Source organism: Nocardia sp. NPDC101769 (assembly GCF_044766925.1).
Classification (GTDB): domain Bacteria; phylum Actinomycetota; class Actinomycetes; order Mycobacteriales; family Mycobacteriaceae; genus Nocardia.
The window spans coordinates 18,823-35,629 of the sequence record NZ_JBIWMX010000016.1; the positions used below are offsets into that span (position 1 = coordinate 18,823).

Genomic DNA, 16,807 nt, shown 5'->3' on the forward strand with positions numbered 1-16,807 from the left:
ACGCGCCGAGGCCCGGCCGGGCGGTGCGCTCGGCCGGGCCGGCGTCGCCGGATTGCTCAGCGTGCGGTGTCACGGCGGAAGAGGTAGGCGGAGCCGAGGATGAAAACGGCCGCCCAGGTTACGACGTTCACGATGGCCAGGACGATGCCCGCCGCGCTGGGCTGGGCGAAGGGGGCGCGGGCGAGGACGGCTATTCCGTTGGTGGGCACCAGTTTCGAGACGATCTCGAACCAGCCGTGCAGCGGGTTGAACAGGCCGCCGGCGAAGGACAGCAGGGCCAGGGAGACGCCGAGCAGCTGCATGACGTTCTCCGCGGGCAGCAGGTAGCCCATGAACAGGCCGAAGGCGGCGAAGACCAGCGAGCCCAGCCAGGCGATCAGGAAGCAGCTCGCCCACGCCGACGCCGGCAGGTGTGCGCCGAAGATCGCTCCGGCCACGAAAACCACTGTCACCGACAGCAATCCGAGCACCATGGCCACCAGGATCTTGGTGGCGATGTAGGCCAGCGGGTGCAGCGGGGTCAGGCGCAGCTGGCGGCTCCAGCCCGCCGCGCGTTCGACGGCCACCCGGGCCGCGCCGGTGGAGGTCGCCAGCAACGCGCCGTAGACGGCCATGGAGACCATGACGTAGCCGGTGGCATTGCCGGTGCCGAAACCCTCGCTGCGATAGCCGGCGCTGGTGCCGAAGATGATGAAGAACAGCGGCGGCATGACCAGCGCGAACAGGACCGTGCGCTTGTCGCGCAGGGTGCGCCGCAGTTCCAGGTTCAGGAAGGCGGGCCGGAAGCCGCCCAGCTGTCGTGCGGGCCGGGTGCCGAGGGGGATCATCGGTGGTCTCCCGTCGTGGTCAGGGCGAGGAACGCATCCTCCAGGTTGTGTCCGGAGATCTCCAGATCGACGGCCTCGGTGGCGGTCAGCAGGTAGCGGGCCACCACGTCGGAGTCCTTGGCGCGCACGATGATCCGGCTGCCCCGCTGCTCCACCTGATCGACGCCGGGCAGGGCGAGCAGTCGCGCCGGATCGGCGGCGGGCAGGGTGGCGCTGATGGTGCGGCCCGCGGCCAGGTTCTTGATCCGAGCGGCGCTGCCGGCGGCCACCACCCGCCCGGCCCGCACCAGCACGATGCGGTCGGCGTAGGCGTCGGCCTCGTCGAGGTAGTGGGTGGCGAACAGGACGGTGCGGCCGCGGCGGGCGTCGTCGCGGATGGCGTGCCAGAAGTCGCGCCGCCCTTCGACATCCATGCCGGTGGTGGGTTCGTCGAGCACGATGAGGTCGGGATCGGGCAGCAGGGCCAGCGCGAAGCGCAGCCGCTGCTGCTGGCCGCCGGAGCATTTGCCGACGGGCCGGTCGGCGATATCGTCGATCCCGGCCCGCACCAGCACCTCCCCGACCGGGCGCGGGCGCGCGTGCAGGGTGGTGATCAGGCGCACGGTCTCGCCCACGGTCAGGTCCGGCAGCAGCCCGCCGGACTGCATGACCGCCGAAACCCGGCCCCCGGCAACGGCTTCCACGGGTGTTGCGCCGAAGACCCGCACCTCCCCCGCGTCCGGCCGGGCAAGGCCCAGCAGCATGTCGATGGTCGTCGTCTTCCCGGCCCCATTGGGCCCGAGGAAGGCGACGATCTCCCCCGGCCGCACCGTGAGATCCAGTCCGTCCACGGCACGCACCGTCCCACCGGGCGCGGCGAAAGTCTTGACCAGACCTCGCATCTCGATGGCCGGAGCCGCCCCATGCCCGAGCCGCTGGACCGCAATGCCATCAGCAGTAGCGTTCATAGCTCCACTGTCGGCCGCCGGGGTCCGCGGCGCCTCAGTCGTCCGTCACTACTCGGGCATGACAGATGTCATGCCCGGTGCCCGCGGCGGACTAGGCGGTGACCGTGACCGTGTGCAGGCCGCCCGGGCCGAGCGGGAAGGGCCGACGTTCGGCAGAGTCCTGGACCTCGCCGGAGCGGCTGGTCACGCGGGCCTGGAGGGTATGGACGCCCGGCGGGAGATCGACGAGCGTGCGCCAGCGCCGCCAGGCCGCGGGCGTCAGTTCGGAGCCGAGTTCGACCGGGAGCCATTCGGTTTCGTCGATGCGGATTTCGACACCCGCGACCCCGTGCGGCGGGGCCCAGGCCACGCCCGCGACCGTGAACTTGCCGGAATTCGTGCCGCCGCAGGTGGCCACATCGATGCGGGCCTGCGGGCGCACCCACAGCGGTTCGACCGGCCAGCCGCGCTTGCACCAGTAGTCGACATGGGTGTCGTCGGCCAGTTCGAGCTCGGTGATCCACTTCGCCCCGGAGTACTGCCCGTAGATGCCGGGTACGAAAACCCGTGCGGGGAAGCCGTGTTCGGGCGGCAGCGGTTCGCCGTTCATGCCGATGACCAGGTAGCCGGGCCATTCGCCGGTGCGCAGCGGTTCCAGTGGCAGCGAGATGGTGTAGCCGTCGGCGGCGCGGGTGACCAGCCGGGTCGCCCCTGCTTCTGGGACGGCGTGGTCGAGCAGCGCGGTCAGCGGGACACCGAACCAGCGGGCATTGCCGCAGCGGCCCGAGCCGACCGTATTGTGCACGCACACCATGACGGCGTCGAATTCCACGGCCTGCTCGGCCAGTTCGGCCAGCGACAGCCGCAGGCGATGGGCCACCCGGCCGCCGATGGCCAGCCGCCACTGGGCGGGGTCGATGCGCGGTGGCCGCGAATTCACGTCCGCCACATAGAATTTGCTCGCAGGTGTGATCAGGGGCGACAGTCCCGGTTCCACCCCGAGGCCGTCCTCGGGGACGGGTGCGTGCGCGCTCCACGGCCCGGACCGCCGCGCCACCTCGCGGTGCCGCTGATCCTCGCGGCGCACCAGCACCTCGGCGGCCGCGAGCATGGCGGTTCCCGCTGCCGCCCACAGCAATGCGTGACGGGGCCCGGTGGAGCGGCGCAGTCCCGCGCGCAGCAGCGCCGCCGCGGTCACGCCACCGGCCACGCCGGGCACCGACCGGTTGGCGCTGCGCAGTGCCGCGGCCGCCGTTCCCGCGCCGAAGGCCACCGCGGCGGGGGTCCGCAGCCGCGCCGGCAGCAGAGCCATCCCGGCGGCCGCGGCGACGCCGCCGAGGGCCACCCCGAGCCGGGTCATCTCCTTGTCGTGCTCCCCGGCCTGCGCCACCATGGTCTCGACCACCGGCACGGGCGCGTAGTCGGCGGCCAGCCGCCCGATTCCGTCGAGCACGGACCCGCCCCTGGCCGCGGCGAGCAGCTCGCCCGCGCCGAGCGCACCCAGCCCCACCGCCGCCCCCAGCAGCCGCCGTTTCCCGTTCACCGACACTCGCCCGAACCTTCCGTAACCAACCGGGTTTCCAGTGCCATTCTTCCCCAGCGGCGGCGCGAGATCGCGCGCTTTGCGCGGCATCACCGCCGCAGGTAGGCGTCCACGAGGGGTCCGATGACGGCCAGCGCCTGGGCGGTGATCATCTCGTTGTGGCTGTACGGGAGCGGCCGATCCTGGATGCTGCCGCCGATGTAGGGCCGCCAGGTGGTCACGTTCGGGTTGGGGTCCGGGTTGTGGGCGGCGGCGAAGAAGAGCAGGTCGCCGTCGAATACCTCGTGCTCGTGGGCCGCGATCTGGCGCAGCAGGTGTTGCAGATCGCTGTAGAAGTTCTCCAGTTCGGTTGCGGTGAAGGTGATTCCGGACGCCGCCAGCAGATCCGCCGCCTGGGCGGGCGTGAGGTGCTCGAGCTCCGGCGGGATGTCGATGCCGCCGAATTCGGCCAGCAGCATCGACAGCGGCGGCAGGGCGCTGTCGTCGGGCACCGCGACGTCGGCGCGCGAGTCGATCATGACCAGCGACGGCACCTCCGCACCGCGGCGGCGCAATTCGACGGCCATGGCGTGCGCGAGCGGCCCGCCCGCCGAGTACCCGAGCAGGTGGTATGGGCCCTCGGGCTGGACGTGGAGGATTTCCTCGACGTACCGGACGGCCAGCCCGCGCACGGTGCGGTCGGCGGTGCCGCCGTCGGTGACGCCCGGCGACTGGATGCCGTAGATGGGGCGGTCACCATCGATGTACTGCACCAATCCGCCGTAGCACCAGGCCAGTCCGATGGCCGGGTGCACGCAGAACAGGGCCGGCGCGTCGCCCTGCGGGCGCATCGGCAGCAGCACCCGCATGGACGCCTCCACCCCCGGCTGGTCGGCGGCCTCGACCAGGCGCTCCGCCAGCGCGGCCGGCGTCGGGTCGAGGAACATCCACTGCAGGGGCATGGAGATACCGGTGTGCTCGCGCACCAGGGTGACGAGGCGGACCGCGCCCATGGAGTTGCCGCCGATGTCGAAGAAGTTGTCGTCCACGCCGATTCGCGGGGATTCCAGCACAGTCTCGAAGGCGTCGACGATGGTGCGTTCGGCGTCGGTCCGCGGGGCGCGGTAGGCCCGGCGGGCGGGGGCGGTCCGCGGATTCACCACGGCGGCGGCTTCGTCCTGGGGATGCACGGTGAGCGCGGGCAGTGGGGTCCCCTCGGCAGGCGTCACGGCGAGCGTGCCGATCGCCTTCATCGGGGAAGCGGTCGCCGCGTCCAGGAGCGCGAGGAAGCCGTCGACCATGGTGGCGGCGGTACCGCGATCGAACAGGTCGGTGGTGAAGGTGAGGGAGGCGGTGATGCCCGCCGGTTCCCCCGCCGTCCCGAACTGTTCGGCCAGCATCCATTCCAGGTCGAACTTGGATCCGGGTGCGGGCGCCTCCAGCGGCCGAATCTCCAAGCCGGGCAGCGTGGTTGCCTCGGTCCGCAGGTTCTGGAAGGCGAGCAGCACCTGGAACAGCGGGTGGTGCGCCGTGGAGCGAGCGGGGGCCAGCGCCTCCACCAGCCGCTCGAACGGCAGGTCCATATTGCCGTAGACGGCCAGGTCGGCCTGCCGCACGGCATCGAGGGTGTCGGCGAAGCCGGCGGCGGGATCGAGCTGCGAGCGCAGGACCACGGTATTGACGAACATGCCGACCAGGTCGTCGAATTCGCCGTCGCCACGGCCGGCGACCACCGAGCCGATGGCGATATCGGTCCGGCCGGACAGCCGCGCCAGCAGGACGGCCAGTGCGGCGTGCACCACCATGAACGGGCTGGCACCGTGGCTGCGGGCAAGTACCTGGATGCGGTCGTGAACCGTTGCGGGAACGGTGAATTCGATGCGGTCGCCGGATCCGGACGGAGCCTCCGGGCGCGGGCGGTCGGTGGGCAACGCGTGAACCTCGGGCGCACCGGCCAGGGTGGTGCGCCAGAACTCGAGCTGACGGCTGGCCAGGCTGCCGGGATCGCGGTCGGAGCCGAGCAGTTCGTGCTGCCACAGCGCGTAGTCGGCGTATTGCAGCGGGAGCGGAATCCACTCGGGCGCCACCCCGCTCGAGCGAGCGACGAAGGCGTACATGACATCCCGGGCCAGCGGGGCCATGGACCAGCCGTCGGCCGCGATGTGGTGCACGGCCATGGCCAGCACCGTGCGGTCCGGCGCGACGCGGAGCACGCAGACCCGCAGCGGCGTCTCGCGGGTGATGTCGAAGCCGCGGGACAGCTGGGCGATCAGGGCCGCCGCGATATCCGCCTCCGCGACCTCGAGTTCGGTGATCGGCAGCGAACCCGCTGTCGCGGGCAGGATCTGCTGGTACGGACGCCCGTCCGCCCCGATCGGATAGATGGTGCGCAGTGTCTCGTGCCGGGCGACGACATCGTCGAGCGCCTCGTGCAGCACTGAAATATCCAGTGCACCAGTGATTTCGAAGGCCCCCGGGATGTTGTAGAGCGGCGAGGCGGGGTCGTAGCGGTTGAGGAACCACATGCGCTGCTGTGCCGCCGACAACGGGACGCGCTCCGGACGCGGGCGCGGTCCCGGGCGCGGACGATCCGATGCGCCGCCGGAGGCGACGAGCGCCGCCAGCTCGGCCACCGTCGGGGCGTCGAACAGGGCGCGCACCGGGATGGCCGTGTCGAGTGCCGCGCCGAGCCGCGCCACCACCCGGGTGGCGATGAGCGAATTGCCGCCGAGGGCGAAGAAATCGTCGTCACGCCAGACCTGGTCGACGCCGAGGACCTCGGCGAAGGCCGCCGCCACCGCCGTCTCGGCGGGCCCCTCCGGCGGTCGCTGCTCCCCGGCCACCAGCTGCGGTGCGGGCAGGGCATCGAGGTCCAGTTTGCCGTTGGCGGTGCGCGGCAGATCGGGCAGCACCGTGATGGCGGACGGCACCATGTAGGACGGGAGTCGTTGCGCGGCCGCCTTCTTCAGAGCCACGGGATCGGGTTCCGTGCCGTCCGCGGCGACCACGTAGGCGGCGAGCATGCCGCCGCGCCCGTCGTCGCGGACCACCGCGACCACGCGCGCGACCGTGGGCTCCGCGGCCAGCGCGGCCTCGACATCACCCAGCTCGATGCGCAGGCCGCGCAGTTTGACCTGGGTGTCGGTGCGGCCCAGGTATTCCAGGTTCCCGTCGCGACGCCGTACCAGGTCGCCGGTGCGGTACATGCGCCGGCCGGCCGGGCCGTGCGGGTCGGCCACGAACCGGGCGGCGGTCAGGTCGTAGCGGCCGAAATAGCCGCGCGCCAACCCGATTCCCGCGAGATACAGTTCGCCGACCACGCCGTCCGGGACCGGGCGCAACCGGTCGTCGAGGACGAGGGCCCGCATGCCGGGCGCGGCCCGGCCGATGGTGATCGGCGCACCGGGATGTACGGGCGCGCCGGTGGCGGTCACCGTGGCCTCGGTAGGCCCGTAGTCGTTGAAGTGGTTGCGGCCCTCGGCCGCCCACGCGGTGACCAGTTCCGGCGGGCACGGTTCGCCGCCGGTGACGATCAGGCGCAGATCGTCCAGGCCGGACGGATCCACGGTCGACAGCGCCGAGGGCGTGAGCGCGATGTGCGAAACCCGTTCGCGTGCGAGCAGTTCGCCGAGCTCGGGTCCGGCGAAGACGGTGGGGGGCGCGATCACCAAGGTGGCGGCCGCGCCCACCGCCATCAGCAGTTCCACGACGGAGGCGTCGAAACTCGGTGACGCGACGTGCAGGACCCGGGATTCCGAGGTGAGTGCATCCCGGTCCTGCTGCGCGGCAGCGAGATTCGCCAGACCCGCGTGGGAGACCACAACCCCCTTGGGTGCGCCCGTCGATCCCGAGGTGAAGATGACGTACGCCGGATGGGCTGTGTTCCTGCTGATTTCATGAACCGCGACCGGATACTCCTCCGTGTCACGGTCGTCCAGGCACCACCACTCCACCGTGCCCGGAAGTCGGTCCCACTGCGAGCGCACGGTGAGACCGAGACATACCCCCGAAACGTCGATGATCCGGGCGATCCGATCCGGCGGATAGGCCGGATCCACCGGGACGAAGGCCGCCCCGGTCCGCGCGACGGCCCAGACCGCCAGCACCGATTCGATGGACCGCGGAATGCCCACGGCCACCAGTGTCTCCGGTCCGGCGCCGGCCGCGGTCAGCCGCCGCGCCAGCTGCTCGGCCCGTGCGTCGAGCTCACGGTAGGTGAGCCGGCGGTCCCCGCAGAGGACGGCGAGGCCGTCCGGGTTCGCCGCGACCGCGTCGGCCATGAGGTCGGCCAGCATGCGCGGGGACGCGACAGGTTCCGCGACCGCGTGCAGCCGCTCGTGCTCTGCGGCGGTGAGCAGGGGAAGATCGCCGACCGGGCGGGCGGGTTCGGCCGTGATCTCGGCCAGCACGCGCACCAGTCGGCCGGTGAAGTCCGCCATGGTCGACGCATCGAAGAGGTCGGTGGCGTAGCAGCAGCGCAGTTCCATGCCGTCGGTGTCGCCGATGACCGTGAGGCTCAGGTCGAAACGGCTGTTGGTCTGCGGCAATTCGAGCGGGGACACGGTCAGCCCGGGCAGCTGGAGCTCCGGCATGGCCAGGTTCTGGAACACCAGCATGACCTGGACGAGCGGGTGCCGGGACTCCGACCGGGCCGGGGCCAGCACCTCCACGAGCCGCTCGAACGGCACGTCCGCGTGTTCGAAGGCGGCGAGATCGGTGTCCCGCACCCGATCGAGAAGCGCGGCGAAACCCTCCTCCGGGCGGACACCGGTGCGCAGCACCAGCGTGTTCACGAACATGCCGACCAGGTCGTCGAGTTCGCGCACGCCGCGCCCCGCGACCGGGGTGCCGACCACCACGTCGGCGGTGCCGCTGAGGCGGGACAGCAGCACGGCCAGTGCGGCGTGCACCACCATGAACGGGGTCGCCCGATGCGCGCGGGCGCAGCGGTCGATCGCGGCGGTCAGGTCCCGGTCCACGCGGGCGGTGCATTCGGCCGCCCGATGCGAGGCGCGGGCCGGACGCGGCCGATCCGCCGGCAGCTCCAGATGATCCGGCACCCCGGCGAGGGTATCCGACCAGTATTCGAGCTGCCGGGCCGCCAGCGAGTCCGTGTCCGCCTCGGAGCCGAGCCGATCCCGCTGCCACAGCGTGTAATCCGCGTACTGGACGGGCAGCGGCTCCCACGCCGGCGCCTGCCCAGCGGCCCGCACCGCATAGGCGGCGGCCACATCGCGGGTCAGCGGGGCCATCGAGAAGCCGTCCATCGCGATGTGATGCGCCACCAGCACGACCACGTGTTCTTCGAATTGGCCGTCCGTCATGGCGCGCGGGCCGTAACTGGCTGCGGCCGAGCTCATTTCGTGATCGCCGACAATGAACACCTGGACCCGGAGCGGCACCGCCGCGGTGACATCGAACCCACGGCCGACGGTGTCCGCGACGACCTCGGGTAGCCGGGCGAGGGACACCGGCACCGGTTCGAGGTCGAGGGGGACGTCCTCGGCGGGGAGCACCCGCTGCATGCCGACGCCGTCGATATCGGGGTAGACCGTGCGGAGCGTCTCGTGGCGGGCCAGTACATCCCGCAGCGCGGCGCGCAGGGCGTCCCGGTCCAGGTGGCCCGAAAGACGCAGCGCCACCGGAACGTTGTAGGCCGGGGAGGCGGGGTCGTAGCGATTGACGAACCACATGCGCTGCTGGGCCGGGGAGAGCGGGATCAGGTCGGTGCGCTCGGTCCTGGTGAGAGCGGGTGCGGCGGTGTCGATCTCGGCGGCAGACAGCCGCACGGCCAGGTCGGCGATCACCGGGGCCTCGAAGAGCGAGCGGACCGGAACGGTGCGGCCCAGGTGGGCGGTGAGACGGGCGGCGACGCGGGTCGCGATGAGCGAATCGCCGCCGAGCGCGAAGAAGTCGTCGCGAGCACCGACGCGATCCAGCCCCAGTACCTCGGCATAAATCTCGGCGATGGCCACCTCGGCACCGGCCGGGACGACGTATTCGGCCTGCACCAGTTGGGGTTCGGGCAGGGCGCGCAGGTCCACCTTGCCGCTCGCCGTCAGCGGCAGCTCCGGCAGCACCTGCAGGCCGGCGGGCATCAGGTAGCGCGGCAGCCGGCCGGAGGCCCAGGCCAGCAGTTCCGGCACCGAGGCCGGATCCGACAGTGCGACATACGAGCACAGCGTCATCGCGCCGGCGGGATTGCGCCGGGCGACGGTCACCGCGGCCTCGATGCCCGGATGCGTCAGCAGGACGGCGTCGACCTCGCCCGGCTCCACCCGGATGCCGCGGATCTTCACCTGGAAGTCGCTGCGACCGGCGTACTCGAAACCGTCCGCGGTGCAGCGCATCAGGTCACCGGTGCGGTACATGCGCTGCCCGGCGGTGAACGGGTCGGCGACGAACCGGCTCGCGGAAAGCGCGGCGCGACCGGCATAGCCACGTGCCAGCCCCGAACCGCGCACATACAGTTCACCGACCGCGCCCAGCGGTACCGGGCGCAGCCAGGCGTCCAGCACGAGCAGAGACGCTCCCGGCACGGGGTGGCCCAGCAGGGCCGAGGTGCCGGCCGTCATCGGGTCGCCGAAGCTCGCGGCGATCGTGGTCTCCGCCGGGCCATAGGAATTCACGAACGCGCGACCCTGGCCCAGACGTGTCACCAGCGCGGGCGGGCAGGGTTCGCCACCCATGACGACCGTCCGCACACCGTGCAGGTCTGCGGCATCGAGGGTCGCGAGCACGCTCGGCGTACAAGTCAGGTGGGTGGCAGCGCCAGCACGGATGGCCGCCGCCAGCTCCGCACCCGCACTCGCCTCCGGCGGTGCGACGACCAGCGTCGCTCCGGCGGCGAACGCGGACATCCACACCAGCATGGCCGCATCGAAAGCCAGGTTGAGGCAGTGCATCACGCGCGAATCGCGATCGATGCCACCGCGTTCCGCCATGGCCGCCGCCATATTGGCCAGCCCGGTGTGCGAGACCACGACACCCTTCGGCGTGCCCGTGGACCCCGAGGTGAACACCACATAGGCGGCATGCTCCGGGCGCAGGGGCGCGAGCCGGTCGGCATCGGTGACCGGCTCGGCGGACAGCGCCGCGCACTCGGCGGCCGGCGCATCGCTGTCCAGCCGCAACCATTCCACCTCGCCGGGCAGATCCGTGACCTGATCCGAGGTGATCCCCAGCACCGCACCGCATTCCGAGGCGATCGCGCTCGTCCGCGCCGCCGGTTGCGTGACATCCACCGGCACGAACGCCGCCCCGGTCTTCGCAACGGCCCACACCGCGACCATCGACATCACCGATCGCGGCAGGGCCACCAGCACCGCCCGCTCGGGCCCGGCGCCGTCTTCGATCAGCCTCCGGGCCAACCGATTCGACGCGGCGGCCAGCTCGGCGTAGGTCAGCTCGGCAGTGCTGCGCGCACTGTCGGTCGGCGATGCGGCGCTGATGATCGCCGGTGTGTCCGGGTATCCGTTGGCGGACAGGAGATCCGGGAGGAGCTGTACCTCGCGGGACTCGGCTCCGGGTCGGATCGAGACCAGCGCGTCGGGGTCCGTGCCGCGCAGCCCGGCGGCGCGGCGGCGCGAGTCGCCGGTGAGGTCGGTCAGCAGGCGGGACAGCGATGCTGCCAGCGCATCGGCCTGATCGGCGTCGAAATAGTGTGGGGAGCGGGTCAGTTCGAGGCGGAGGCCGTTGTTGGCGTAGGCGGCCAGCGAGAGGGGGTAATGGGTGCCGTCCTGGGCGCGCAGGGACGTGACGGTGAGGTCGGCCTGGCGGGTGGCGGCGGTGAGGGTCGCGGCGTCCACCGGGTAGGACTCGAAGACGGTGGCGGTGTCGAAGAGCGGGCCCAGGCCGGTGGCGGCCTGGATCTCATCGAGGCCCAGGTGCTGGTGGTCGGCCAGGGCGGCCTGCTCGCGCTGGACGCGGGTGAGCAGGTCGGCGATCGATTCGGCCGGGTCCAGGGCGATGCGGACCGGGACGGTGTTGACCAGCATGCCGACCATGCGCTCCGCGCCGGGCAGTTCCGGCGGCCGGCCGGACACCGTGGCGCCGAAAACGATGTCGGAGCCGCCGGTCTGCTCGGCCAGCAGCAGCGCCCAGGCCACCTGCACGAGGGTGTTGACGGTGACCTGGCAGGCCGCGGCCGTGCGGCGCAGGGCGTCCGGCAGCCCGTCGGGCAGGGGCACCTCGTGGGCGACCGGGGCGGTCGCGGCGTCGGCGCGCGGTGCGGCCGGGGCGATCAGGGTCGGGCCGTCGAGGCCGGACAGGGACTGCGCCCAGGCCTCCCGGGCCCGGTTGTCGTCGCGGGTGGCCAGCCACTCGAGGTGCATGCGGAAGGGGGCCGGGGTCGCGAATCCGGTGTCGTCGCCGGAGGTTTCGTAGAGGGCGATGAGTTCCGCGAACAGCATCGGCATGGACCAGCCGTCGAGGATCAGGTGGTGGTTGGTGATGACCAGCCGGAAGCGCCGCTCCCCCGCCGCGATGCACAGGAATCGGATCAGGGGCGGGTGGTCGACCGAGAACGGTTCCCGCAGTTCGGCCGCTGCGATCTCGTCGAGCTCCTCCGGCGTGGCGCCGACAGCCTCCCGATAGGCGCACGGCACCGCGACCTCCGCCGGAATCACCTGCACTGCACCGGTATCCGAGGCGAGGAAGCCGGCGCGCAGCACATCGTGGCGGCGGACCAGCGCCTCGGCGGCGGCCGTCAGCCGGTCGCGGTCGAGGTCTGCCTCGACATCGATGATCGCCTGCACCGAGTAGCCGTCCGGGCCGCCCGCGGCCAGTTGCGCCTGGAACAGCAGACCGCGCTGCAGCGGCGTCAGCGGCCAGGCATCGGCGAGACGGCCGAAAGCCCGCTCCCACGATTCGATCTCCGGCTGCGCGACGGTCAGCAGCGGCAGATCGGCGGAGGTGAGGCCACCGGCGTCGGGTCGCCGCACCAGCTCGGCGATCTCACCGACGGCCGAAAGCCATTCCCGCGCCAGCGCTTCCACGTCCCCCGCCGCGACGGCGTGGCCGGCGAACTGCCACACCGCCCGGATCCGCGGCCCGCTCTCCGACTCCAGCGTGACCGCGTCCACCGAGATGACCGCCGCCAGTGGCATATCCGGATCCGCGAGCCCGCCCAGCCGATCCTTCATCGCGACCGGCAGCCAATCGCCCACGGCGAGCTCGGGAATCTGCCCGAGATAATTGAATCCGATCTGCGGATCCGGCAGTGCGGCGAGCTCCCGGGCCGTCCGCATGTTCAGATAGCGCAGCAGCCCGTAGCCGAAGCCGCCGCGCGGCACGGCCCGCAGCTGTTCCTTGACCGTCTTCAACGCGCTGTCCACGCTGGCCGCGCCCGAATCTCCGCCCACTGCAACGGGTCCCAGCCGCACCGGCACCTGCGTGGTGAACCAGCCGACCGTCCGCGACAGGTCCGCCCCGGGCACCGCGGCCTCGTCGCGGCCGTGCCGCTCGACCGTGACCACGGTGCCGGCGGCGACCGCATCCTGCCCGTCCCGCCAGCGCGCCAGCGCCAGCGCGAGGGCCGCCAGCAGCGCGTCCTCGACGCCGCAGCGGTAGGTGCCCGCGAGCCGGGCGATCAGCGCCGCCGACACCTCGCCCGGCACCTCGATATCGATCCGCCGGGCGGTCCGATGGGTGTCCACCGCCATGTCCAGCCTGCGCCGCCCGATCAGGGCGTCCGGGGCCAGCACGTCACGCCAGTACCCGAGTTCACCGGCGGGCCAGGGCAATTCGACGGCCTCCGAGTCATCGTCCGGCGCGCTCGGGATGCCCGGTGACGCCAGCGCCTCCAGCGCATACGCCCAGGTGCGCACCGAGGTCCCGGTCTCCCGCAGCTCGGGTTTCGTCCCCGCCGCGGCCTGCGTCCAGGCGGACATCAAGTCGGGCAGCAGGATTCGCCACGAGACCGCGTCACAGGCCAGGTGGTGCACCGCGATCGCCAACCGGCCCGGCCGCGCCGGACCGGCGTCCAGCCAGTTCAGTGCGATCATCACACCCGCACGCGGATCCAGCCGACCGGCGGCCGATGTCAGCGCTCGGTCGATCGCCGCCCCGGACACGTCGGCCGCCGCGCAGTCGTCGTGTGTCAGCAGCGCCGCCGCCTCGATGTCATCGGCCGGCGGAACGTCCAAGCGGAGCCCGTCGTCGGTGTCGACCAGGCGGGCGCGGAGCAGCTCATGGCGGTCGAGCAGCGCCTGGACGGCGCGCAGCAGCACCGGGAGTTCGACCCCGGCCGGAACCTGGACCACCATCGACTGGGCGAAGTGCCGCCAGCCGGGACGACCGAGCAGCCAGGCCGCGATCGGCGTGAGCGGCAGGCGGCCGACACCACCGCCCGGCAGTTCGGGCAGCCGCTGCGGACGGTCCTCCAGCCGGGTGACCACGGCCGCCAGGGCGGCCGGGGTGCGGTGCTCGAAAACCTCACGGGCGGAGAAGACCAGGCCCGCAGCGCGAGCGCGCGACACCAGCGTGATCGCCATGATCGAATCGCCGCCCAGGGCGAAGAACGAGGTGTCCGGACCGGCCTCGGTCCCGAGAATCTCCGCGAACAGGCTGCAGAGCAGGCGTTCGGTGTCGGTGGCGGGCGCGCGACCGGACATCGGTTGCGCCACCATGGGTTCCGGCAGCGCCCGGCGATCCACCTTGCCATTGGCGGTGAGCGGCAACGCGCCCAGCACGGTGACGGTCGCCGGGACCATGTACGGCGGCAGGCGGTGGGTGGCGTGATTCAGCAGCTCGGGCTCGGTGATCACCTGACCGGCGTGCGGAACCACATACGCGGCCAGTACGGTGCCGCCACCGGGACCGAGCCGCGCCACCGTGACCGCGATCTCCACCGACGAGTGCGTGTTGAGCACGGCGTCGATCTCACCCAGCTCGATCCGCATACCGCGCAGCTTCACCTGGAAGTCGCCGCGGCCCACATACTCGAGCACGCCGCTCTCGGTCCAGCGCACCAGATCTCCGGTGCGGTACATGCGGGCCCCGGCCGGACCCGAGGGGGCGGGCACGAAACTCTCGGCGGTCAGCCCGGGACGGCCGACGTACCCGCGTGCCACCCCCGGCCCGGTCACGTACAGCTCCCCGGCCACCCCGATCGGCACCGGCCGCAGCCAGCGATCCAGCACCAGCATCCCGGCACCCGGAATGGGGTCGCCGAGCCCGGCATTCACGCCCGGCACCAGCCCCCGGGTGTAGGTGACGGCCACCGTGGTCTCGCTGGGACCGTACGAATTCAGCAGCTCCCGCCCGATCCCGAAGCGCGCCACGATATCCGGCGGCGTCGGCTCCCCGCCCGAGGACACCGCGCGCACCCCGTCGAGCGCACCCGGCTCCAGCGTGGACAGCACCGCGGGTGTCGAACACACCTGGGTGATGCCGAAATCCCGGACCAGCCCCGCCAATTCAGCGCCCACCACCGGATCCGATTCGGCCACCACCAGGGTCGTGCCCGACGCGAACGCCATCAGCCATTCCAGCACCGACGCATCGAAACTCGGGTTCAGACACTGCAGGACCCGCGCACCGGGCCCGACCCGGTACGCCGCCACGACCGCCGCGGCCAGCCCGGCCAATCCGGCATGGGTCACCGCCACGCCCTTGGGCACTCCGGTCGATCCGGAGGTGAACACCACGTACGCCGGATTGCCGACCCGCGGCCGCCCCCGCACCTCCTCGGCGGTGAGCGGCGGATCGGACGGCGCCACGTCCTCGTCCAGCAGGTTGTCGAGGGTGATCCAGTGGACCGAATCCGGCAGCGCGGCAGTCGATTCCGCGAGGGTCAGGCCGATCGTCGCGCCCGCCTCGGCGGCAATGCGCGCCATGCGGTCGGCAGGCAGCGCGGTGCCGAGCGGCACGAACGCCGCGCCGGTCTTGGCCACCGCCCACAGCGCGACCATCGCCTCGATCGAACGGGGAAGTGCCAGCAGCACGGTCGATTCCGGTCCGACGTTCGCGGTCTCCGGCATCCCGGCCCCGGTTTCGGCGGCGCCGGCCCGTGCGATCCGGCGTGCCAGCCGATTCGACAGCGCGTCCAGCTCGCCGTAGGTCAGCCGCCGGTCGCGGCCCATGACGGCCACCGTCTCGAGTCCGGCGCGGCGCAGGCCGTCCGCCAGGATCTCCGGCAGCAGCTTCGGCTGCGGCGCCGCCGCCCCGTGTGCACCCGCCAGCACCGGCTGCTCGTCCGCCACCGTGTAATCCAGTGCCGCGACCGGTGTTCCAGCCTCCGCCTCCAGCAGCGAATCCAGCACGGCGAGGAATCGCCGGTGATGCCTGCTCAGCGAATCCTCGTCGTACAGGCGCGGATTCGCGGCGAAGTCGACATGGATCGGCGCGCCCGCACCGTGCTGGTAGAAGTTGACGAACAGGTCCTCGATCGGGCCCGAGGTGACCACGTGCAGGCTCGACTCCACGCCCTCGAAATCGATCCCGGCGGGGAACATCATGATGTTGATGACCGGCCCGGTCATGCCGCGTCCGAACTCGTCCCGATCGGCCTCGTCCCGCATGTCCTCGTGGCGGAAACGCTGATGCCGCAAGGCCCCCGGCGCCGCCACCCGCACGGCATCCAGGACCTCCCCCACCCGTCCCGCGCGCGGCACCGGCACCCGCAGCGGCACCACATTGGCGATCATGCCGCCGGAACGCCGCAGCACCGCGGTGGTGCGGCCGGACACGGGCAGGCTCAGGACCACGTCCTCGGTGGCCGTGAGCCGGGCGTAGTACAGCGCGACCGCGGCCATCACCACGCCCGCCGAACTGGTGTCGAAACGGCGGGCTGCACTCGCCAGCCGCGCGGCCGTCCGCTCCCCCAGCTGGGCGCGCGCCTCGCGGGCCAGCGCGCTCGCGGGCGCGGTGGCCCCGACCAGGCTGCACCGGTCGGGCATGCCCGCGGTGACCTCGCGCCAGTAGCGCTCGTCGGTGGCGTACCGGCTCGATTCCCGGTACGCCATCTCCGACTCGTGCACGTCCAGCAGCGAGGCCGCGGTGCCGGGAGGCGCCGTTTGCCCGCGCACCGCGGCGTTGTACAGCTCGGCGACCCGATACAGCATGGTCATCGAGCCGAATCCATCGATGAGGAGGTGGTGTGCTCTGGTGTACCACAGGTGATGGGACTCGCCGACCCGGATCACGGTGGATATCCCGGTCTCCGCACCGAACAGCTCGATCGGCGCCGCCACATCCGCGCGCATCCACTCCAGCGCGTCCGCAACAGGGTCCGGTCGGTCCTGGAAGTCCAGGAAGCCGACCGTCGCGTCCAACCCGGTATCGACCACCTGATACGGCCGATCCTCGATCTCGGCGAATCGCAGGACACCGGAACCGAATTCACGCGCTGCCTGCGCCCCCACGAGCCGCAGCACCGCGATATCCAGCGGTCCGTGCATCTCGATGTACTGGGCCTCCGACAGCGGCACCGCCGGATCCAGTTGCTGCGCATAGAACATCCCCAGCTGAGCCGGGGAGAGCGGGAAGACGGTGGCGGTCCGATCCGCCGCGATCTCACGTGTCATTACCAC

The 16,807-nt window shown here is 71.9% G+C and carries 4 protein-coding genes; all 4 read right to left on the minus strand.

The window, feature by feature from the left end:
* Window positions 1-56: 56 nt before the first annotated feature.
* The 4 genes from ACIRRA_RS24140 to ACIRRA_RS24155 all read right to left on the minus strand — a co-directional run bounded on the left by ACIRRA_RS24140 (window position 57) and on the right by ACIRRA_RS24155 (window position 16,801).
* A complete protein-coding gene (locus tag ACIRRA_RS24140) occupies window positions 57-827 on the minus strand; it encodes an ABC transporter permease (protein ID WP_402772041.1) in 771 nt (256 codons plus the stop codon).
* Window positions 824-1,774, minus strand: coding sequence for an ABC transporter ATP-binding protein (locus ACIRRA_RS24145; RefSeq protein ID WP_402772044.1), 951 nt, complete (start codon window positions 1,772-1,774; stop codon window positions 824-826). The genes ACIRRA_RS24140 and ACIRRA_RS24145 overlap by 4 nt, the downstream gene beginning before the upstream one ends.
* 91 nt (window positions 1,775-1,865) lie before the next feature.
* Window positions 1,866-3,302 carry a molybdopterin-dependent oxidoreductase gene (locus ACIRRA_RS24150; RefSeq protein ID WP_402772047.1) on the minus strand — a complete coding sequence of 479 codons (1,437 nt, stop codon included), beginning with the start codon at window positions 3,300-3,302 and terminating at the stop codon, window positions 1,866-1,868.
* Between the two features lie 83 nt (window positions 3,303-3,385).
* On the minus strand, window positions 3,386-16,801 hold the full coding sequence (locus ACIRRA_RS24155; protein WP_402772050.1) for an amino acid adenylation domain-containing protein: 13,416 nt from the start codon (window positions 16,799-16,801) through the stop codon (window positions 3,386-3,388).
* Window positions 16,802-16,807: the final 6 nt, after the last annotated feature.